This window comes from Staphylococcus sp. HMSC14C01 (assembly GCF_001808085.1).
In the GTDB taxonomy this organism is placed as follows: domain Bacteria; phylum Bacillota; class Bacilli; order Staphylococcales; family Staphylococcaceae; genus Staphylococcus; species Staphylococcus hominis.
The window spans coordinates 1-20,170 of record NZ_KV792008.1; the positions used below are offsets into that span (position 1 = coordinate 1).

The following is a 20,170-nucleotide window of genomic DNA, read 5'->3' on the forward strand; positions in this document are numbered from 1 at the left end:
TGTTAGAAATTATGTCCCAGCCTCTTTTTTACATATTTTTGGAGGGATTTAATGACTAAAATATATTTTAATCATGATGGCGGCGTTGATGATTTAATATCACTATTCTTATTACTACAAATGGATAATGTTGAATTAGTAGGTGTAAGTACAATCGGTGCAGATTGTTATTTAGAACCTTCTCTAAGTGCTTCATGTAAAATTATAAATCGTTTTTCAAATTTATCTATTGATGTAGCTCCTTCATATGAAAGAGGAGTTAACCCTTTTCCGAAAGACTGGAGAATGCATGCCTTTTTTATGGATGCGCTTCCTATTTTAAATGAGAAATGGATTGATAAACGTTCTGTAACGAGTACATTTGAAGCTTATGAGGATATTATTAATGTATTAAATAATAGTAAAGAAAAGGTGACTTTATTGTTTACTGGTCCGTTAACCGATTTAGCCAAAGCAATCAAACATGATAAAGCAATAGTAAACAATATTGAAAAGTTAGTTTGGATGGGAGGAACATTTTTAGAAAAGGGAAATGTGGAAGAACCCGAACATGATGGCACAGCTGAATGGAATGCTTTTTGGGATCCTGAAGCTGTTAAAACAATATTTGATACGTCTATCAAGATAGAAATGGTAGCGTTAGAAAGCACTAATCAAGTACCATTGACGCCAGCTATTCGTCAAATGTGGGCAAATCAACGTCAGTTTATAGGAGTTGATTTTTTAGGAATCAGTTATGCAGCTGTACCTCCTCTTACTCATTTTGTCACAAACTCTACTTATTTTTTATGGGATGTATTGACGACTGCTCAAATTGGTAAAGAAAGCTTAACAGATTCTATAGAACTTAAAGTAGATGTATATACAAAAGGACCAAGTCAAGGACGTACATATAAGAGTGATGATGGACGTATAGTGCGTGTCGTTAATCATGTCAATCATGACGAATTCTTCAACTATATCACGTCTTTAGCTAAAAAAGTATCTCATTAACTTCAAATGTAAACTTTTTATATAAAATAGTTTACATAAGTGGTATAATTTTCTTCATAAAAGGAGGAAATCAAATGAGTACAAAAAATTTAGTATATACAGCGTTAATGACAGCGGTTATTTGTATTTTAGGCCTAGTACCCGGAATACCGTTACCATTTATGCCCGTACCAATTGTATTACAAAATATAGGTATCTTTTTAGCAGGAGTTATATTAGGACGTAAATATGGCGCACTCAGTGTTATTATCTTCTTATTATTAGCAGCCACAGGTTTACCATTATTATCAGGTGGACGTGGCGGAATAGGTGTGTTTGCAGGTCCTTCAGCAGGATTTTTATTCTTATATCCAGTAGTGGCATATCTTATAGGTTTAGTAAGAGATCGTTTTAAAAATCATATTAATTTCTTTACATTATTTATTGGTATGCTTGTATTTGGTGTTTTATTATTAGATATTGTAGGAACAATCATTATGGGGTTCATTATACATATGCCTATAAGTAAAGCATTCTTATTGTCATTTACATTTGTTCCAGGAGATATCATTAAAGCGATTATTGCAAGCTTGATTGGTACAACATTACTTAACCATTCACGTTTTAAGAATTTGATATAATAGTACAAAATATACATAGTAAGGTGATGGTTGCTATGACACACATAACAATGAAGCAGATTAAAGAAAATGGAAAAATATACTTAGAAGATGAGTTGAATATTATATATTTAACACCTTCTGATCCAATTACATATCACATGAATAAGTGGCAGTACAAAACGTTACCTTCAATTAATCAGTGGTATGCAGATATGGAGAAACAACGAATTTTGCATAAAAAACAACATTCTTCTCATTTATCTTTTACATTTCCAGAAAACCAATTACTTCATTCTACATGGTTAGAAGCGATACGCAATGAAGGATTTCAATTAAAACTACTTGAATTGTATGCGATAGACAGTGCTACATTAAAACAATTTGAGAGCAATATTCAGGTAGATATTGAACCTGTAACTTCATTCAATATGGAATATTATCTAAGTGTTTACAATGAATTTTCAAAACCGTATGGCGAAGCGTTTACTAAAGAAAGTGAAGAACGAACGAGAGAAGCAATATTAAAGCAAATAGATGACGTCACTCGTATAGTTGCATATTATCTTCATAAACCTGTGGGGATTTTGGATGTTATAGTTACAGATGAAACTGTTGAAATTGATGGGTTCGGCGTTTTAGAAGACTATCGTCATAAAGGAATAGGTACTACGATGCAGTCCTATGTAGGCCATTTAGCCGGTTCTCGACCAGTCATATTAGTGGCAGATGGCGATGATACAGCAAAAGACATGTATATAAAGCAAGGCTATATTTTTCAAAGCTTTCAATATCAGATAGTCAAAGAAGATGCGATATAAATAAAAGTAGGGAGTGAAAAATGAATTTATAATAAATTCTAATTCACTCCTTTTATACGTTCTGGATGACTATAAATGTTAAAAGAATCACCTCTAATAAAACCAATAGCAGTAATATTTAAGTCATGTGCCAGTGTTATTGCCAATGTGGTAGGTGCAGATTTTGATAATATAACACCGACACCGATTTTAGCTGCTTTTAGTAAAATTTCAGATGATATGCGTCCACTAAAAATAAGTACTTTATTTCTAACAGGAATTTGATGAGTAAGACAAAAACCGTAAAGTTTATCTAAGGCATTATGTCTACCTATATCTTGACGATGTTCAAAAAATGCCTCACCATCACTAATTGCTGCGTTATGCAAGCCACCTGTTTGTTTAAATAAGGTACTTGCACTTTGTAAACCTGTCATCATATTTAAAATTTGTCTTGGAGTGAGAATGATATTAGACATAGACGTTTTAGCAATTGCTGCATCATTTTGAAAATAAAATTCTCGACTTTTTCCACAACATGAAGCAACCATGCGCTTTGTAGAATACTCAAAACGGTCGCTTAATGACTTAGTTAATTCTACATGAGCAAACCCTTTACTATCATCAATTTGTAAATGTTTAATTTCTTCTTTTTTATAAATGGCTCCTTCAGATGCTAAAAATCCTATGACTAACTCTTCTAAATGTGTCGGACTGCAGATTACTGTAGCAAATTCTTTTCCATTTACCATAATCGTTAATGGAAATTCGGTTACATAGCTGTCTTCAGTTTCGATGAGTTGCTCATCTTCATACCTAATAATTGGTTGATTTTGAACGGCATCTTTATCCATGAATGTCTCCCCTTTGGTTATAACTACTTTATACTGTATCATTATATTCACAAAAAGTATTTCAATATTGAATGATTATATAAAACTTTATATTTTAAAATTTAGAAATAAATATAAAATACGGTAAAACTGTTCAAAAGATATAAAAAGCGTATAATATTTGATTGAATAGGGGGCATAAAAATAAATGACTGTAAAACGATTATTAGCGGTGTTAGGGACTTTCATTATCATTATAGCAGGTTGTTCAAATTCAAAAGATAATGACAATAGCAAGCAATCTTCAAAGTCAAATAATAGTGATAATCCTAAAACTGAATTGAAAGTTTCAGCAGCAGCAAGTTTAAGTGATGTAAGTAAAGCATTAAAGAAAGAGTTTGAAAAAACACATAAAAATGTAAATGTAACATTTAATTATGGTGGATCAGGGGCATTAAGACAACAAATTGAAAAAGGTGCGCCAACTGATGTCTTTATGTCTGCAAATACGAAAGATGTAGATATGTTGAAAAAACATAATCAAGCTCATAGTACATATAAATACGCACATAATCAGTTAGTATTGATTGGTGATAAAAACAGTGATCAAGCTTCAGTAAAAGATTTAAAAGACAACGAAAAATTAGCTATTGGTGAAGTGAAAACTGTACCAGCAGGTAAATATGCGAAACAATATTTAGATAATCAACATTTATATAGTGATGTAAAAGATAAAATTGTATATGCCAAAGACGTTAAACAAGTATTAAATTACGTTGAAAAAGGTAATACTCAAATGGGATTTGTATATGAGACCGATTTATATACGAATAATGAAAGAACAGATAAAGTAAATGAGATTAAAAAAGCGGATTTGAAAAAACCTATCACTTATGAAGCGGGAGCAACATCAGATAACAAATTTGCTAAAGAATGGATAGAATTTTTAAAATCTAAAAAAGCGAAAGATATTTTAAAAGAATATCACTTTAAAGTATAGGGGGATGACATATGCCTGATTTAACACCTCTATGGATTTCTATTAAAGTAGGATTTATCAGTACGATAATTGTCTCTATATTAGGAATTTTTATTTGTAGAACGTTATATAAAAGAAAAGGGCATGCAACTCAATTTCTTGAAAGCTTAATATTATTACCTATTGTTTTACCACCGACAGTACTAGGGTTTATACTTATTATTGTTTTTTCACCTAGAACATTTGTGGGCCAATTCTTTCAAAATGTACTTCACTTACCCGTAGTATTTACAATGACAGGTGCAGTAATTGCATCTGTCATTGTTAGTTTTCCACTGATGTACCAACATACTATTCAAGGATTTCGAAGTATTAATCCTAAAATGTTAAATACTGCACGAACAATGGGAGCAAGTGAACGTAAAATCTTCTATCGTTTAATTCTACCATTATCTAAACGCTCAATTATTGCGGGTATTATGATGAGTTTTGCGAGAGCTATTGGAGAATTTGGTGCAACATTGATGGTTGCAGGATATATTCCAAATAAAACCAATACTCTGCCACTGGAAATCTATTTTTTAGTAGAACAAGGAAAAGAGAATCAGGCATGGTTATGGGTACTTGTACTCGTTGCATTTTCTATTACAGTCATTAGTATGTTGAATTTTGCGAATCGTGATAAAGTTCAGGAGGTAGACTAGATGTTACAAGTTAAATTACAACATCAGTTAAAGCAAACGTTGATTCATATTAACATTGAAGATACAAAAGCTAAAATATATGCAATACAAGGTCCCTCCGGTATTGGAAAAACGACAATATTAAATATCATTGCGGGATTAAGACAACCAGATGAGGCTTATATCAATATTGATAATCATCTATTAGTGGATACTGAAAACCATATTAATGTAAAGATTCAACAACGCCAAATTGGCTATTTATTTCAAGATTATCAACTTTTTCCTAACATGACGGTTCTTCAGAATATTACATTTATGACTAAACAGTCTAAACATATTGATGAGCTTATTCAACGTTTAAATATTAGCCATTTAATAAATCAATTTCCGCCGACACTGTCTGGTGGGGAAGCCCAACGTGTAGCACTCGCGCGAACTTTAAGCACGAAACCCAATTTAATTTTACTTGATGAACCTTTTTCAAGTTTAGATGATATTTCTAGAGATGAAGGCATCCATCTAGTTAAGCAAATTCATGAGGAATGGTGTATACCTATTATTTTTGTAACGCACTCTAATTATGAAGCAGAAGTATTAGCAGATGAAATTATTCAAATTAAATAAATAGGAGTAGGATATCGAAGTTTAGAACGTTTTAGATTTCTGTCCTACTCCTATTTCGTTATAATAAAAAGAAGAGAGAATGTTGAGAGAGGTTTCAAATAATGACTCAAGAACGTTATTCAAGACAAATTTTATTTAAAGATATTGGAGAACATGGACAACAAACCATTAATCAGAAACATGTATTGATTGTTGGAATGGGCGCTTTGGGTACCCATGTAGCTGAAGGACTTGTTCGTGCTGGTATTCAAGAGTTGACTATTGTGGATAGAGACTATATTGAATATAGTAATTTACAAAGACAGACATTGTTTACAGAAAGTGATGCAGATCGTATGTTGCCAAAAGTGGTTGCTGCACAAGATCACTTAAGACATATTCGTTCTGATATAAAAATGCATATTTATATTGAACATGTAGATGCCCAATTTTTAGAGCAATATGCAACGAGTGTAGATTTGATTATTGATGCAACGGATAATTTTGAAACAAGACAATTAATCAATGATTTTTCCTATAGATATCGCATTCCTTGGATTTATGGTGGAGTAGTTCAAAGTACCTATGTAGAAACTGCATTTATTCCAGGTCAAACCCCTTGCTTTAATTGTTTAATGCCTCAGTTACCAGTTATAAATCTGACATGTGATACTGTCGGTGTGATTCAGCCAGCCGTAACGATGACCACAAGTTTTCAATTACGGGATGCTTTAAAGATATTGATTGGTAAACAGATTCCCACAAAGCTGACATATGGAGATATTTGGGAGAATACACATTGTTCTTTTGGTTATAGTAAAATGCGTCGTGATGATTGCCCAACTTGTGGTAAGAATGCTAGCTTTCCATATTTATATGCTCATTCGACTTCATATGCAACTTTGTGTGGTAGAGATACAGTTCAATATGAAAATAAAGACATTACAAAAAAAGTATTAGTTGATTTTCTTACAGCACTCGATATTCGTTACCATGAAAACCAATATATGTTAGTATTTGAATTTAAAAAACATAGAATTGTATATTTTGAGGGTGGGCGAATGTTGATTCATGGTACAACTAAGAAATCTGAAGCAATACATTTAATCAATCAACTATTTGGATAAGGAGAGAATGATGATGCATCAGCATGATAACAAAGAAGTTAAAAAAACAATTCAATGTGCAGTGTTAACAATTTCTGATACACGAAATAAAGAAACAGATAAAGGCGGTCAATTAGTTCAAAAGTGTTTGAAAGAACTGAATATAGAAGTGACAGAAGAACACTATCATATCATTAAAGATGACAAGGAAGACATCCAATCTCAAATTGACGAATGGTTAGCATCAGATATTGATGTCATTATAACGACTGGAGGCACTGGTATAGCACAACGTGATGTGACTATAGAAGCTGTAAAACCACTTTTAGATAAAGAAATTGAAGGATTCGGCGAACTTTTTAGATATTTAAGTTATACGGAAGATGTAGGAACAAAAGCGCTTCTCTCAAGAGCATTAGCGGGAACAGTTATGAGTAAATTAATCTTTACGTTGCCGGGATCAACTGGGGCAGTAAAGTTAGCAATGACTAAACTCATTATTCCGGAATTAAATCATATGGTTTATGAACTCCATAAATAAAATAGTCATAAAAAGCATTGTAAATCATAGGTTTCCCTAATTGAAAATGCTGCTTATGACTATCATAATAGAAGAAAATCATAAAGATTAATCTAATTGACGGTGATAATCTCCAGATTTACCTCCAGATTTTGATTCAAGGTATGTGTCACCAATGATCATTCCTTTATCAGCTGCTTTTGTCATATCATATACTGTGAGAGCTGTAACTGAAGCAGCTGTTAAAGCTTCCATTTCAACACCAGTCTTACCTGTAGTAGAAACCGTAGCAGTAATGCTTAATTGATAGTGGCGTGGTGTGTTTGCTTGATTCCAAGAGAATTCAATATCTATTCCAGTTAAGGGCAATGGATGACACATAGGAATAATAGTCGATGTATTTTTAGCAGCCATTATACCTGCAATTTGAGCAGTATTAAGTACATTACCCTTTTTATTTGTATTGTCTATAATTTGACGGTAAATCGTCTCATTCACTGTGATGCTTGAATGCGCTTTAGCGATACGTTTTGTAATACTTTTATTAGAAACATCAACCATTTTTGCATTACCTTGATGATTGATATGTGTAAAATTTGACATAAATAGCCTCCTATAGAAATATCTAAAAAATCATAACATATAAATAAAGTTATAAACATTTATTTTTAATGAGTACATCATTATCTTACTGAGTTTATAAAATAGTATAGCATGAATTTATCGTGTAATTGGAGTTGATAAAATGGTAGTTGAAAAAAGAAAACCAATACCTATTAAAGAAGCAATTGAACGTATTGTAAAACAAGATATATATACTCAACAAAATAATATATCATTAGAGGACAGTTTAGGATATGTCTTAGCAGAAGACATTGTAGCAACTTATGATATACCACGTTTCAATAAATCGCCGTATGATGGTTTTGCTATAAGAAGTGAAGATTCGGCTGGTGCCTTTTCAAAAAATCGTAAAACGTTTAAAGTGATAGATCATATTGGTGCAGGCACAGTATCTCATAAAACAGTTGGAGAAAATGAAGCAGTTCGTATTATGACAGGCGCTCAAATTCCTGAGGGTGCAGATGCAGTAGTGATGTTTGAACAAACTGTGGAAAATGGAGATACATTTACGATTAGAAAACCTTTTGAAGAGAATGAAAATGTGTCGCTAAAAGGAGAAGAAACTAAAACAGGAGATATCGTTTTAAAAAAAGGACAAGTCATTAATCCTGGAGCTATTGCAGTACTAGCGACCTATGGTTATACAGAAGTGCCTGTATTTTTAAAACCAAGTATTGCAGTTATTGCTACTGGAAGCGAATTATTGAATGTAGACGAAGAATTACAACCAGGAAAAATTAGAAATTCTAATGGTCCGATGATACAAGCGTTAGCTGATAAAATGAGATTAACGATAGAGCCTTATAGTATACAACAAGATGACTTAGAAAGTAGTATTCAAGTCATCACTAAAGCAATGAAAGATCATGATATTGTCATTACTACTGGAGGCGTTTCGGTAGGAGATTATGACTTTTTACCAAAGATATACAAAGCAATTCAAGCAGAAGTGTTATTTAATAAAATTGCGATGCGTCCTGGAAGTGTGACAACTGTGGCAGTTGCAAATAAGACGTATTTATTTGGTTTATCAGGGAATCCATCGGCTTGTTTTACTGGTTTTGAATTATTTGTTAAACCAGCAGTGCAACATATGATGCAAGCCAAAGCAGTTTACCCTCAAGTTGTGAAAGCAACATTAATGGAAGATTTTGCGAAAGCCAATCCATTTACAAGATTTATTCGAGCAACTGCATCTTTTACTCATAATTGTGCGACTGTGGTTCCATCCGGATTTAATAAATCGGGTGCTGTGGTAGCAATAGCACATAGTAATGCAATGATTATGTTGCCAGGGGGTACAAGAGGATTTAAAGCCGGCCATACGGTAGATGTTATTTTAACTGAATCGAATGTTTTCGAAGAGGAACTATCATTATGATTTTACAAATAGTTGGTTTTAAAGATTCGGGTAAAACAACGTTGTTACAACAATCTATTACATTTTTAAAATCTCAAGGCTATCACATTGTGACGATTAAACATCACGGACATGAAAAAGATGATATTACACTTCAATCATCTAATGTGGATCATATGAAACATTTTGAAGCTGGTGCAGATCAGAGTATTGTTCAAGGATCTGCTTATCAACAAACAGTAACACGTAGAAATCAGCCGTCGCTTGAACAACTGATAAAAGAAAGTGTAACTATTAGTTATGACGTTATTTTAGTTGAAGGGTTTAAAAATGAGGATTATGACAAAATAGTGGTATATAAAACCCAAGAAGAATTAGAAGAACTGAGACTTCTTACACATGTTCAATATTTTTATAATTATAATAATGAGAATGCTTTAAAAAACTATGAGCAATGGTTACTAAAATGGATGAAACGAAAGGATGAACATAAAAATGAAACAATTTGAAATCGTGACGAATCCAATTGAGCCCGAACAATATAGAACATTTACTTTAAATGAACATCAAGGAGCTGTTGTTGTATTTACAGGTCATGTTCGCGAATGGACTAAAGGGGTGAAAACAGAATATCTTGAGTATGAAGCTTATGTTCCAATGGCTCAAAAAAAACTAGAACAAATTGGAGAAGAAATTACACAGCGTTGGCCAGGAACGATAACAACGATTGTACATCGTATTGGTCCCCTACAAATCTCTGATATTGCAGTATTGATTGCTGTCTCTTCGCCACATCGTAAAGATGCCTATCGTGCAAATGAGTATGCGATTGAAAGAATTAAAGAAGTTGTGCCAATTTGGAAAAAAGAAATTTGGGAAGACGGTGCAGAATGGCAGGGACATCAAAGAGGAGATTATAGTCAAGCAACTAAAGGAGAGGCTTAAATGAGAGTATTATATTTTGCAGAAATAAAAGAAATATTAGAAATGAATTCAGAAGACATTGATTTAATAGAAGATATTACAGTAGAAACGTTTAAAGAATTATTATTTGAACGTCACCCATCCATTCGTGATAAAAAATTTCAAGTAGCTGTAAATGAAGAATTTGTTCAACTTAATGATATTGTAAAGCAAGATGATGTTGTTGCGTTAATACCTCCAGTTAGTGGTGGTTAAATATGAAAGCAATTATTCTAGCTGGGGGACACTCTAAACGTTTTGGTAGTCCTAAAGCATTTGCTTGTATTCACGGGGAAATGTTCTATAAACGAATTATTAACACATTAACAGAAACGAATTTATTTGACGATATTATTATAAGTACAAACAAACAACTTAAGAATGAATTTGAGTATAAACATATTATGGTAGATGAAGAAACACATGCAGATAAAGGCCCGTTATCAGGAATCTACACAGTTATGAAACATTATAATAATGAAGAATTATTTTTTGTGGTCTCTGTAGATACTCCTATGATTACTAAAGAAGCAATAAGTCAACTATATCAATTTACAATTTCACAGCGTATGGAACATCAAGCCGATATTATAGCTTATTCAGACGATGATAAACCTATACCGACCATTGCTTTTTATAGTCGAGGAGTCATTTCGAATATTGAAAAAGCACTCAATTCTAATGATTATAGTTTACAGCATGTATATAAAAATGTGATAACATGTTTTCTAGATACTAAAGAGGTTCAGCCTTTAAAAAATTGGTCTAAAAATATTAATTATCAAGATGATTTGAATACTTTACTTCATCAGATTAATGATTAAAGGGGGACACGTTAATGACGATCCAAATTAAAGATAAATTAGGACGTCCTATAAGAGATCTACGAATTTCTGTAACAGATCGTTGTAATTTCAGATGTGATTATTGTATGCCAAAAGAAATATTTGGTGATGATTTTGTTTTTTTACCTAAAGAGGAATTACTTACATTTGATGAAATTACAACAATTGCCAAAGTTTATGCTGAATTAGGCGTGAAAAAATTAAGAATTACTGGTGGAGAACCTTTATTACGACGTGATTTATATAAATTAATTGAAAAACTTAATCATATTGAAGGTATTGAAGATATTGGTATGACCACTAATGGTTTACTTTTAAAAAAACATGGTCAAAAGTTGTATGATGCAGGATTGCGTAGAATTAATGTAAGTTTAGATGCAATTGATGATGAAGTATTTCAAGCAATCAATAACCGTAACATTAAAGCTTCTACCATCTTGCAACAAATTGATTATGCAATATCTATTGGATTTCATGTAAAAGTAAATGTAGTGATACAAAAAGGAATTAATGATGATCAAATCCTACCTATGGTTGAATATTTTAAAGATAAACATATTCAAATAAGATTCATTGAATTTATGGATGTAGGTAATGATAATGGTTGGAATTTTAGTAAAGTTGTTACGAAAGAAGAAATGCTATCTACTATTGAAGAAGAGTTTGATATAGAACCTCTTCCACCTAAATATTTTGGTGAAGTTGCCACATATTATAGACATAAAGATAATGGTGCACAGTTTGGTCTAATCACAAGTGTTTCAGCTTCATTTTGTTCTACTTGTACAAGAGCAAGATTATCATCTGATGGGAAATTTTATGGATGTTTATTTAGTGTGATTGATGGTTTTGATATTAAATCATTATTGCGTAGTGGTGCTACACATCAAAAATTAAAAGACACGCTCATTTCATTATGGCAAGCACGTGATGATCGTTATTCAGATGAACGAACAGAACAAACAGTAAGAAATCGACAACGAAAGAAAATTAATATGAATTATATTGGTGGTTAATCTATACAGAAGCAAGTGATAATCATATGTGATATCACTTACTTCTGTATTTTAATTTGATAGTATTTTTAATTAATTTTAATAATTTCAAAGTAATTTATATTAATCACTAAACAGATATAAATTAATATTTGTAATAGATTAAATTGTGCATATGTTATATAATTAAATTAAGCAATTTTATTATATTATGTATTTATACAACTTAGAATCAACTTTGGAGGCATGTACTATGAATAATAAAGTGACTCGCTTTATTGAAGCGGAAAGAGAACTTAGTCAATTGAAGCATTGGTTGAAAATGACGTATAAAATTTCTATTGAGGAATTTGTTGTTTTATTTAAAGTGTATGAAGGTAAAAAAATTAGCGGAAAAGAGTTACGCGATACATTACATTTTGAAATGTTATGGGATACAAGTAAAATTGACGTCATCATCCGCAAAATTTACAAGAAAGAATTAATTTCTAAATTACGTTCTGAAACAGATGAACGACAAGTATTTTATTTCTTTAATGCGTCGCAACAAAAAGTATTAGATAAAATGAAAAATGAAATTGAAGCTATTAGTATTGCAAATTAATTAAATAAAAAGAGCACCTCTAATATTCTATAACGAATCATAGGGGTGCTTCTTTTTATATATTAAATGAAAGATTAATACGTATTACCATTCACTTTTCTACCATGAACAATTAAATAAAGTACCGTACATAAAGCGGCTACAATAGCCATAATGAAATAAACTTGAGTATACGTGATTGAACCTGTAAATAATCCAAGCAACGATGGACCAAAACCAATACCAATATCTAATCCAATAAAGTAAGTTGAAGTTGCAATTCCATATTTACTTGAAGGTGACACTTTAATTGCAATGGCTTGCATAGAAGAAGAGAGATTTCCATAGCCAATACCTAAGAACACGCCAGCAAGTAATAATACCCAACCATTATAGCTAAATACTAATAAGACAAATGTGATAATTAAGGCAAGAAATGCTGGATAAACCACAACATTTTCATTTTTTGCATCAATCATCCTACCAGCAATAGGTCGAGTGATTAATGAAGCGACCGCATAGAAAATAAAGAAATAACTAGATGCTTCTAACAAATGACGTTGCTCAGCAAAAGATTTTAAGAATGTTAGGATTGAAGCATAGTTCAACCCGATAATCATCATCACAATTGCTACTGGTACAGCTTCTTTAGCAATGAAATTATGAATGTTGAAACCAGAAGCTTGGGCTACTTTTCTATCAATTGCATTTTTAGTAGGATTAAAGTCAATTTTAATAAAGACTGAAACAATTAAACTTGCAATTCCTAGTATAAGACAGATAAGAAATAGTAAATTAATTGAGAATGATTTCAATAATAAAATTCCAAAGAAAGGACCAATGGCTGATCCAAGAACAAGACTTAGTGAAAATAAGCTAATGCCTTCACTTTTACGTTCTACAGGGGTAACATGTGCAGCAATTGTACCTGTAGCTGTCGTTGCGATAGCTGTAGCAATTCCATTTAGGAGTCGTACTAACATCAAGATGGTTATCGATCCAGAGATAAAATAAAGTAACTGAGTAATGATTAGAAAAATTAAACCAGCAATTAAAATCTTTTTAGGACCAAAACGATTGACATACTTTCCCGTTCCAAAACGTCCAATCAATGATCCGATAATAAATAGTCCTACAACAAGTCCAGATAAGCTGTCTGACACATGATAGGATGTTTTAGAATAATCAGCGATGATAACTAATAATAAGTACATACACAAATAAACAAAGAAGTTAATCATAAAATTGATCGTAAAACTTTTAGTAAAAATAGGTTGTTTAGTAGTACTAGTCTGATTCATGAGGATCCCCCTTCAATAATGTGTTATGTAATTTTTTCATAATTGCTATGACGTGATCCAAATCATCATTAGATATATTAGATTGATGGATTAAATCTTCTTGAATAGGTGTAATACAAGCATTAATGTTCTCAAATAATTGCTGTCCTTTTTCAGATAAACTTAATAGCTTTTCACGTTTGTCAGTACCTGGAGTAACCAAAAGTAAATCTTTTTCAAATAGTACTTTAATAATTTTACGCGCAGTTGGTTTTTCAATAAAACGACGTTTAGATATTTGAACTAAAGTCGTTTGGTCATATGTAGCAATATCTTTAAGCACTAACCACTGACCTGTATGTAGACCAAACTGATCTAATATAGATTGAGTACGTTTAATATAAGGACGATAAATACCAATAAAACTATTAAAAAATTCATTTGTGAGCATTTTGAATTATCTCCCTCAAAAATAGTTAGCAAGGCTAACTAATTGATGACGAAAAATATTATACGCCGATTTCATTCATTTTTCAACACTAAATATAAGTTATAGAGTAAAGTATAGTGAAATTTGTTAAAATACAATTAAGTTTAAATTAGTAAAGGGGATATTGATAAATGAAGTTGAAATTTGATCATATGATTCATTACGTCGATCAATTAAAAGGATTTAAATATCCAGGTGAGTTATTAAAAATTCATTCTGGAGGCAAGCATCATCAATATGGCACTTTCAATCGTTTAACTTATATAAATGGAAATTACATCGAACTCTTAGATGTTGAAGATGTCGAAAAGTTAAAGAAAGAAGCTAAAACTGAAGAGGGTAGAGTCGCTTTTGCAACGAAAATTGTTCAAGATGATTTTAAGCAAGGATTTAAAACAATGGCATTTAGAACGGAAGATATAGAGAGGGTAAAACAATCTTTAAACGAACGTCATATTGATACGATTGGTCCTATACATATGGACAGAGAAGATAAAAAGGGTGAAAAGATAAGATGGAAGTTACTCTATATCGCTGATCCCGACTATATGGTTAGGCCACCTTTTTTTATTGAGTGGAATAAAAATAAAGTCGATCATATGCAAAATTTAGACTCATTTTTTCAGAAACAATTTAAAATTGATAAAATTATTATAGATAGTTCTAAACGCTCTAAAACCTTAACTAAGTGGCAAAGCTGGTTTAATATGGACATTATAGAAGAAAATGAGAACTACACTGACTTAAAATTAGAGGGGGATACTATCGTTTATCGGATTCAAGATGCGGCTCAATCTGGATACAATACCATTGTTTTTAAAGATAATGAAACTACGACTCCTTATTCAATTATTATTAAAGGAGCCAAATATCGTTTCGAACCGAATGAAGGAACTAATTAAATAGATAGGTATAAGTACTATGTGCGATAAAAGCAATATGAATAAAAACTAGTACTAGAGAGATTAAGCTTAATATTAAAGAAAAACGATTTGTTTTTAATAATATAAATAAAATGGTAAGTACAAGTGATAAAGCGACAAACATCACTCTCAGACTAAAAAAATTTATAGTTAAAGGATGAGCCATTGTATAAATTATTGCAATAGCATTACATACAATAAATATAAGTAAAATTATATTTCTCAATTTTAAAAACCTCTTTAATAAAAAATAGTAGTGTTTTTCATTCATTAAGTATAACAAAAAGAATAGCTTTTTGAAGAAAATTCAACTTCTATTATGAGTTTGTCGACACTCTCAAATCTACAATGTATAATGATAAGTAATGCAAAGATAAAGGAGTTTTATATAGCATGGAAAAGATGAATATCACAAATCAGGAACATGACGAATTTGTAAAAACTCATCCGAATGGTGATTTATTGCAACTGACAAAGTGGGCAGAGACAAAGCGCTTAACTGGATGGTATTCAAAACGTGTGGCAGTAGGTGAAAATGGTGAAATTAAAGGTGTAGGACAGTTATTATTTAAAAAGATACCGAAGTTACCATTTACATTATGTTATGTATCACGTGGATTCGTAGCCGATTATAATAATAGAGATGTACTGAGAGCACTTTTAAATGAAACAAAAAAAATCGCTAAAGAAGAAAAAGCGTATGCGATTAAGATTGATCCAGATGTTGAAGTAGAACATGGCACAGAAGCACTTAAAAATTTAAGAATGCTTGGATTTAAACATAAAGGGTTTAAAGAAGGATTATCAAAAGACTATATTCAACCTCGTATGACAATGATTACACCTATTGATAAGACGGATGATGAAATTATTCAAAACTTTGAACGTCGTAATCGTTCTAAAGTTAGATTGGCGCTTAAACGAGGTACTAAAGTTGAACACTCAAATCGTGAAGGGCTTAAAACATTTGCGAAATTAATGCAAATTACGGGTGAACGTGATGGCTTCTTAACACGTGATATTAGCTATTTTGAGAATATTTATGACTCATTACATGAAGATGGGGATGCAGAATTATTCTTAGTGAAATTAGAGCCACAACAAGTGCTTGATGAAACGAATAAAGATCTAGAAGCTCAAGAAGCAGAAAAAGCTAAACTAGAAGCGAAGTCAGAAGCACGTCCAAATGATAAAAAAACAGCTAACAAATTAAATGATGTAAAAAATAAGATTTCTAAGACAACTGAATTAAAAGAAGATTTAGAAAGATTAAATCAAGAACATCCAGAAGGCGTATATTTATCAGGCGCATTACTTATGTTTGCAGGTAAAAAATCATATTACTTATATGGAGCTTCTTCAAATGATTATCGTGATTTCTTACCGAACCATCATATGCAATATGAAATGATGAAATACGCAAGAGATCATGGTGCAACAACGTATGACTTTGGTGGCACAGATAATAATCCATCAAAAGATTCTGAACACTATGGATTATGGGCTTTTAAACGTGTATGGGGCACTTATTTAAGTGAAAAAATTGGTGAGTTTGATTATGTCTTAAATCAACCGTTATATCAATTAATCGAACAAGTTAAACCAAGACTTACAAAAGCCAAAATTAAACTCTCTCGCAAATTAAAACGTAAATAATTAATTTACAGTATTGTAGATACAGTATTTAGTCTGAACGATTCTATGAAGAAACGTTCAGATTTTTTTACCAATATTAATAACTTATTATAGGAGAAATAACTAAATGATTAAAAAGATGCTTCAATTTTCATTAGGTAATAAGTTTGCTATTTTCTTAATGGTTCTTTTAGTTATTATAGGTGGCATATATTCAAGTGCTAAACTTAAATTAGAATTATTACCTGATGTTGAAAACCCAATTATTTCTGTCCAAACGACGATGCCAGGCGCTACACCTCAAACGACACAAGATGAAATTAGCTCGAAAATTGATAAACAAGTCAGATCACTCGCTTATGTAAAAAGTGTAGAAACACAATCGATATCTAATGCTTCAATTGTGAAAGTTGAATATAACAACGGAACTGACATGGATAAAGCTGAAGAAGTACTGAAAAAAGAAATAGACAAAATCGATTTTAAGGATGGAGTAAGTGAACCAGAATTAATACGTAATTCCATCGATGCTTTTCCTATTGTAGCTTACTCATTTACAAATGAAAGTAATGACTTAAGAACTACTACAAAGGAAATTAATGAACAATTAATACCTAAACTTCAAACTGTTGATGGTGTTCAAAGTGCACAACTGAATGGACAAACTACCCGTCAAGTTACTTTAAAATTTAAACAAAAGGAATTGGATAAAGTAAGGTTATCTGCGGAGGATGTTGAAAATTACATTAAGACAGCGACAAGAGAAACACCACTCGGTTTATTCCAATTTGAAAATAATGAAAAATCCCTTGTTGTGGATGGTCAATTTAAATCAGTCAGTGCATTAAAAGATTTAAAAATCCCGCTTTCTATAGCAGGCCAAGGACAATCAAGTGATTCTAACGATAATAGTATTAGTAGTACTGGCCAAGAGGGTAGTCAATCATCTAGTGCAAGTCAATCGCAAACGAATAGCTCTTTAAAAGGAACAAATGGTCAAATGCCAAGCGTGCCACTTAAAAATTTAGCTAACATCACTGTGGGCGATGAACGAGATTCTATTTCAAAAACAAATGGTAAAGACGCAGTGAACGTACAAGTAATGAAAGCACAAGATGCAAATACAGTTCAAGTGGCTAGAGCAACGCAAAAGAAAATAGACGAGTTTGTTAAGAATAATAGTGATATCAAAGCTACAAAAACAATGGACACAGCTAAACCAATTGAAGATTCATTATATACTATGATTGAAAAAGCGGCATTAGGTACCATCGTCGCAATTATTGTTATTTTATTATTCTTAAGAAATATTAAAACAACAGCGATATCTATCGTTTCAATTCCGTTATCTATTTTGATTGCACTTATTGCACTGAAATTAAGTAATGTATCACTTAATATTTTAACTTTAGGTGCATTGACGATTGCGATTGGTCGGGTCATAGATGATTCTATTGTTGTAGTAGAAAATATCTATCGACGATTATCAGATCCAAGTGAACAATTAAAAGGGAACAATTTAGTTATTAGTGCAACGAGAGAGGTATTTAAACCTATTTTATCTTCTACGATTGTTACAATTATAGTTTTCTTACCGCTAGCTTTTGTTTCCGGCTCAGTAGGTGAAATGTTCCGACCATTTGCGTTAGCTATCACATTTAGTTTACTGGCTTCGCTTCTTGTTTCTATTACTGTTGTGCCAGCCCTTGCCTCAACATTCTTTAAAAATGGAATAAACATAAAGGGCAATGTTAATGAAGAAAATAAATTAGGAGGGATTAGTAAGGGATATAAACGAGTACTTGGTTGGTCGCTTAATCATAAATGGCTTGTTCTTATTATTAGTATTGTTATATTAATTGCGAGTATAGGAATTGGTGCAGCTAAATTAGGAACAAGTTATATTTCTACAGGGGAAGATAAGTTTTTAGCGTTAACTTATACACCTAAACCAGGAGAAACTGAAGAAGCAGTACTTAAACATGCTGAAAAAGCTCAAAAATACCTTCAAAGTAAAGATAAAGTTAAAACAGTTCAATTTTCTGTAGGGGGACCTTCTCCAGCAGATCCAACGGGAAGTACGAATAGCATGGCTATTATGGTGGAATATGATTCGGATACGCCGCACTTTGAGGAAGAACCAGATAAAGTGGTTACACATCTTTCTAAAATGAAAAACCCAGGTAAATGGAAAAATCAAGACTTAGGTACAGGAGCTGGAAACAATTCAGTGGACGTAACTGTTAAAGGACCTTCTACTGATGCAATTAGAAGTACAGTAACTAAAGTTGAAAATAAAATGAAATCCATTAAAGGTGTAGCAGATGTCAATTCAGATTTATCACAAACCTATGATCAATATGAAATCAAAGTAGATCAAAATAAAGCAACAGATAAAGGTATTTCAGCTGCACAATTAGCATTGAATTTAAATGAGAACTTACCAGAAAAAACAATTACAACTGTTAAAGAAAATGGTAATAATATAGATGTAAAAGTAAAACAGAATAAACAAACAAATTGGTCTCAAAATAAACTAGAAAACATCGACTTACATGCACCAAGTGGAGAAACTGTTAAATTAAAAGATATTGCACGTCTAAACAAAACAACAACACCAAGTAAACTTGTTCAAGAAGATGGCGATTATGCTACAACAATTTCAGGTAAAATTACCGCTTCTGATGTTGGTGGAACTTCTAGTAAAGTGATGCGTGAAATCAATACAATTGATAAACCTAATAACGTTAAGTTTAATGTTGGTGGTGCAACAGATGATATTAATACAGCTATGAGCCAACTCGCTTTTGCAATGCTTATTGCTATTGTTATTGTGTATCTTGTGTTGGTTATCACATTCAAAGGTGGTTTAGCACCATTTACAATTCTATTCTCATTACCATTTACAGCTATTGGTATAGTATTTGCATTATTGATTACCGGAGAAACCATTTCAGTACCAAGTTTAATTGGTATGTTGATGTTAATTGGTATTGTTGTTACAAACGCAATTGTATTAATTGATAGAGTGATTTCAAATGAACAACAAGGTATGTTAATGAAAGAAGCTTTAATTGAAGCGGGTGGAACCCGAATTAGACCTATTTTGATGACTGCAGTTGCAACAATCGGTGCATTATTACCATTATTATTTGGGCAAAATAGTTCAATTCTAATTTCTAAAGGAATGGCCGCTACAGTCATAGGTGGATTAGTATCATCAACACTACTAACCTTAATCGTAGTGCCAGTTATCTATGAAATACTCTTTACTTTAAAAAACAAACTTACACGTAAATAAAGATAAATTTAGGATAAGTCAAAAAAGAGGCTGGGACATAATTCCTAACAAA

22 protein-coding genes are annotated in these 20,170 nt (G+C 31.8%); 18 read left to right on the forward strand and 4 right to left on the reverse strand.

The genetic code is table 11. From position 1 onward, the window contains the following. Positions 1 to 51 precede the first annotated feature (51 nt). The 3 genes from HMPREF3131_RS00005 to HMPREF3131_RS00015 all read left to right on the forward strand — a co-directional run bounded on the left by HMPREF3131_RS00005 (position 52) and on the right by HMPREF3131_RS00015 (position 2,413). Positions 52 to 993, forward strand: a complete 942-nt coding sequence (locus HMPREF3131_RS00005; protein WP_017174875.1) for a nucleoside hydrolase — start codon at positions 52 to 54, stop codon at positions 991 to 993. Between the two features lie 74 nt (positions 994 to 1,067). Beyond that, entirely contained in the window at positions 1,068 to 1,613 is a 546-nt protein-coding gene (locus HMPREF3131_RS00010; RefSeq protein WP_017174874.1) for a biotin transporter BioY, read from the forward strand. 35 nt (positions 1,614 to 1,648) lie between these two features. Continuing rightward, complete coding sequence (locus HMPREF3131_RS00015) at positions 1,649 to 2,413, forward strand: GNAT family N-acetyltransferase (protein ID WP_070436299.1); 765 nt, start codon at positions 1,649 to 1,651, stop codon at positions 2,411 to 2,413. Between the two features lie 38 nt (positions 2,414 to 2,451). Here the strand turns inward: HMPREF3131_RS00015 and fdhD are convergent, their stop codons facing one another. Continuing rightward, positions 2,452 to 3,246: a formate dehydrogenase accessory sulfurtransferase FdhD gene (gene fdhD, locus HMPREF3131_RS00020; RefSeq protein WP_049415608.1), complete on the reverse strand. Its 795-nt coding sequence runs from the start codon at positions 3,244 to 3,246 to the stop codon at positions 2,452 to 2,454. 187 nt (positions 3,247 to 3,433) lie between these two features. Here fdhD and modA point away from each other — a divergent pair, with 187 nt between their 5' ends. From modA to HMPREF3131_RS00045, 5 genes are all read left to right on the forward strand, one after another. Continuing rightward, positions 3,434 to 4,225 (forward strand): molybdate ABC transporter substrate-binding protein, encoded by a 792-nt coding sequence (modA, locus tag HMPREF3131_RS00025; RefSeq protein ID WP_070436300.1) that lies wholly within the window; start codon positions 3,434 to 3,436, stop codon positions 4,223 to 4,225. 11 nt (positions 4,226 to 4,236) lie between these two features. Next, positions 4,237 to 4,908: a molybdate ABC transporter permease subunit gene (modB, locus tag HMPREF3131_RS00030; RefSeq protein WP_017174870.1), complete on the forward strand. Its 672-nt coding sequence runs from the start codon at positions 4,237 to 4,239 to the stop codon at positions 4,906 to 4,908. Then, a complete protein-coding gene (locus HMPREF3131_RS00035; RefSeq protein WP_017174869.1) occupies positions 4,909 to 5,514 on the forward strand; it encodes an ATP-binding cassette domain-containing protein in 606 nt (201 codons plus the stop codon). Positions 5,515 to 5,615: 101 nt separating this feature from the next. Beyond that, complete coding sequence (locus HMPREF3131_RS00040; protein WP_019835261.1) at positions 5,616 to 6,620, forward strand: ThiF family adenylyltransferase; 1,005 nt, start codon at positions 5,616 to 5,618, stop codon at positions 6,618 to 6,620. Positions 6,621 to 6,633: 13 nt separating this feature from the next. Beyond that, positions 6,634 to 7,140 (forward strand): MogA/MoaB family molybdenum cofactor biosynthesis protein, encoded by a 507-nt coding sequence (locus HMPREF3131_RS00045; RefSeq protein ID WP_017174867.1) that lies wholly within the window; start codon positions 6,634 to 6,636, stop codon positions 7,138 to 7,140. An 87-nt stretch (positions 7,141 to 7,227) separates the two neighbouring features. Here the strand turns inward: HMPREF3131_RS00045 and moaC are convergent, their stop codons facing one another. After that, positions 7,228 to 7,722, reverse strand: coding sequence for a cyclic pyranopterin monophosphate synthase MoaC (moaC, locus tag HMPREF3131_RS00050; protein ID WP_017174866.1), 495 nt, complete (start codon positions 7,720 to 7,722; stop codon positions 7,228 to 7,230). Between the two features lie 142 nt (positions 7,723 to 7,864). On the opposite strand from moaC, the gene glp reads away from it, so the two are divergent. The 7 genes from glp (at position 7,865) to HMPREF3131_RS00085 (ending at position 12,510) form a co-directional block, all read left to right on the forward strand. Continuing rightward, on the forward strand, positions 7,865 to 9,124 hold the full coding sequence (glp, locus tag HMPREF3131_RS00055; RefSeq protein WP_017174865.1) for a molybdopterin molybdotransferase MoeA: 1,260 nt from the start codon (positions 7,865 to 7,867) through the stop codon (positions 9,122 to 9,124). Beyond that, a complete protein-coding gene (mobB, locus tag HMPREF3131_RS00060; RefSeq protein ID WP_017174864.1) occupies positions 9,121 to 9,612 on the forward strand; it encodes a molybdopterin-guanine dinucleotide biosynthesis protein B in 492 nt (163 codons plus the stop codon). Before glp ends, mobB begins: the two co-directional genes overlap by 4 nt. Beyond that, positions 9,599 to 10,048 carry a molybdenum cofactor biosynthesis protein MoaE gene (locus HMPREF3131_RS00065; protein WP_017174863.1) on the forward strand — a complete coding sequence of 150 codons (450 nt, stop codon included), beginning with the start codon at positions 9,599 to 9,601 and terminating at the stop codon, positions 10,046 to 10,048. Before mobB ends, HMPREF3131_RS00065 begins: the two co-directional genes overlap by 14 nt. Further along, on the forward strand, positions 10,049 to 10,282 hold the full coding sequence (moaD, locus tag HMPREF3131_RS00070) for a molybdopterin converting factor subunit 1 (protein WP_017174862.1): 234 nt from the start codon (positions 10,049 to 10,051) through the stop codon (positions 10,280 to 10,282). Between the two features lie 2 nt (positions 10,283 to 10,284). Further along, a complete protein-coding gene (mobA, locus tag HMPREF3131_RS00075; RefSeq protein WP_017174861.1) occupies positions 10,285 to 10,890 on the forward strand; it encodes a molybdenum cofactor guanylyltransferase MobA in 606 nt (201 codons plus the stop codon). Positions 10,891 to 10,904: 14 nt separating this feature from the next. Next, positions 10,905 to 11,927 carry a GTP 3',8-cyclase MoaA gene (moaA, locus tag HMPREF3131_RS00080; protein WP_070436301.1) on the forward strand — a complete coding sequence of 341 codons (1,023 nt, stop codon included), beginning with the start codon at positions 10,905 to 10,907 and terminating at the stop codon, positions 11,925 to 11,927. 232 nt (positions 11,928 to 12,159) lie between these two features. Next, on the forward strand, positions 12,160 to 12,510 hold the full coding sequence (locus tag HMPREF3131_RS00085) for a SarA family transcriptional regulator (RefSeq protein ID WP_017174859.1): 351 nt from the start codon (positions 12,160 to 12,162) through the stop codon (positions 12,508 to 12,510). Positions 12,511 to 12,584: 74 nt separating this feature from the next. Here HMPREF3131_RS00085 and HMPREF3131_RS00090 read toward each other — a convergent pair whose 3' ends face one another. Together HMPREF3131_RS00090 and HMPREF3131_RS00095 are read right to left on the reverse strand one after the other, a co-directional pair. Further along, entirely contained in the window at positions 12,585 to 13,790 is a 1,206-nt protein-coding gene (locus tag HMPREF3131_RS00090; protein ID WP_070436302.1) for an MFS transporter, read from the reverse strand. Then, positions 13,777 to 14,220, reverse strand: a complete 444-nt coding sequence (locus tag HMPREF3131_RS00095; protein WP_048682439.1) for a MarR family winged helix-turn-helix transcriptional regulator — start codon at positions 14,218 to 14,220, stop codon at positions 13,777 to 13,779. The genes HMPREF3131_RS00090 and HMPREF3131_RS00095 overlap by 14 nt, the downstream gene beginning before the upstream one ends. A 170-nt stretch (positions 14,221 to 14,390) precedes the next feature. Here HMPREF3131_RS00095 and HMPREF3131_RS00100 point away from each other — a divergent pair, with 170 nt between their 5' ends. The 3 genes from HMPREF3131_RS00100 (at position 14,391) to HMPREF3131_RS00115 (ending at position 20,118) form a co-directional block, all read left to right on the forward strand. Further along, positions 14,391 to 15,161 (forward strand): VOC family protein, encoded by a 771-nt coding sequence (locus tag HMPREF3131_RS00100; RefSeq protein WP_019834797.1) that lies wholly within the window; start codon positions 14,391 to 14,393, stop codon positions 15,159 to 15,161. Between the two features lie 414 nt (positions 15,162 to 15,575). Beyond that, positions 15,576 to 16,838, forward strand: a complete 1,263-nt coding sequence (locus HMPREF3131_RS00110) for a lipid II:glycine glycyltransferase FemX (RefSeq protein ID WP_049415605.1) — start codon at positions 15,576 to 15,578, stop codon at positions 16,836 to 16,838. A gap of 106 nt (positions 16,839 to 16,944) precedes the next feature. Further along, complete coding sequence (locus HMPREF3131_RS00115; protein WP_070436303.1) at positions 16,945 to 20,118, forward strand: efflux RND transporter permease subunit; 3,174 nt, start codon at positions 16,945 to 16,947, stop codon at positions 20,116 to 20,118. Positions 20,119 to 20,170: the final 52 nt, after the last annotated feature.

What these genes read in the sequence shown, in the direction of transcription:
- HMPREF3131_RS00040 (WP_019835261.1), top strand. Translation starts at nt 5,616, where the DNA reads ATGACTCAAGAACGTTATTCAAGACAAATTTTATTTAAAGATATTGGA.
- HMPREF3131_RS00035 (WP_017174869.1), top strand. Translation starts at nt 4,909, where the DNA reads ATGTTACAAGTTAAATTACAACATCAGTTAAAGCAAACGTTGATTCAT.
- modB (WP_017174870.1), top strand. Translation starts at nt 4,237, where the DNA reads ATGCCTGATTTAACACCTCTATGGATTTCTATTAAAGTAGGATTTATC.
- glp (WP_017174865.1), top strand. Translation starts at nt 7,865, where the DNA reads ATGGTAGTTGAAAAAAGAAAACCAATACCTATTAAAGAAGCAATTGAA.
- mobB (WP_017174864.1), top strand. Translation starts at nt 9,121, where the DNA reads ATGATTTTACAAATAGTTGGTTTTAAAGATTCGGGTAAAACAACGTTG.
- moaD (WP_017174862.1), top strand. Translation starts at nt 10,049, where the DNA reads ATGAGAGTATTATATTTTGCAGAAATAAAAGAAATATTAGAAATGAAT.
- modA (WP_070436300.1), top strand. Translation starts at nt 3,434, where the DNA reads ATGACTGTAAAACGATTATTAGCGGTGTTAGGGACTTTCATTATCATT.
- HMPREF3131_RS00015 (WP_070436299.1), top strand. Translation starts at nt 1,649, where the DNA reads ATGACACACATAACAATGAAGCAGATTAAAGAAAATGGAAAAATATAC.
- moaA (WP_070436301.1), top strand. Translation starts at nt 10,905, where the DNA reads ATGACGATCCAAATTAAAGATAAATTAGGACGTCCTATAAGAGATCTA.
- HMPREF3131_RS00065 (WP_017174863.1), top strand. Translation starts at nt 9,599, where the DNA reads ATGAAACAATTTGAAATCGTGACGAATCCAATTGAGCCCGAACAATAT.
- HMPREF3131_RS00115 (WP_070436303.1), top strand. Translation starts at nt 16,945, where the DNA reads ATGATTAAAAAGATGCTTCAATTTTCATTAGGTAATAAGTTTGCTATT.
- HMPREF3131_RS00005 (WP_017174875.1), top strand. Translation starts at nt 52, where the DNA reads ATGACTAAAATATATTTTAATCATGATGGCGGCGTTGATGATTTAATA.
- fdhD (WP_049415608.1), bottom strand. Translation starts at nt 3,246, where the DNA reads ATGGATAAAGATGCCGTTCAAAATCAACCAATTATTAGGTATGAAGAT.
- HMPREF3131_RS00110 (WP_049415605.1), top strand. Translation starts at nt 15,576, where the DNA reads ATGGAAAAGATGAATATCACAAATCAGGAACATGACGAATTTGTAAAA.
- HMPREF3131_RS00095 (WP_048682439.1), bottom strand. Translation starts at nt 14,220, where the DNA reads ATGCTCACAAATGAATTTTTTAATAGTTTTATTGGTATTTATCGTCCT.
- HMPREF3131_RS00100 (WP_019834797.1), top strand. Translation starts at nt 14,391, where the DNA reads ATGAAGTTGAAATTTGATCATATGATTCATTACGTCGATCAATTAAAA.
- moaC (WP_017174866.1), bottom strand. Translation starts at nt 7,722, where the DNA reads ATGTCAAATTTTACACATATCAATCATCAAGGTAATGCAAAAATGGTT.
- HMPREF3131_RS00010 (WP_017174874.1), top strand. Translation starts at nt 1,068, where the DNA reads ATGAGTACAAAAAATTTAGTATATACAGCGTTAATGACAGCGGTTATT.
- mobA (WP_017174861.1), top strand. Translation starts at nt 10,285, where the DNA reads ATGAAAGCAATTATTCTAGCTGGGGGACACTCTAAACGTTTTGGTAGT.
- HMPREF3131_RS00085 (WP_017174859.1), top strand. Translation starts at nt 12,160, where the DNA reads ATGAATAATAAAGTGACTCGCTTTATTGAAGCGGAAAGAGAACTTAGT.
- HMPREF3131_RS00090 (WP_070436302.1), bottom strand. Translation starts at nt 13,790, where the DNA reads ATGAATCAGACTAGTACTACTAAACAACCTATTTTTACTAAAAGTTTT.
- HMPREF3131_RS00045 (WP_017174867.1), top strand. Translation starts at nt 6,634, where the DNA reads ATGCATCAGCATGATAACAAAGAAGTTAAAAAAACAATTCAATGTGCA.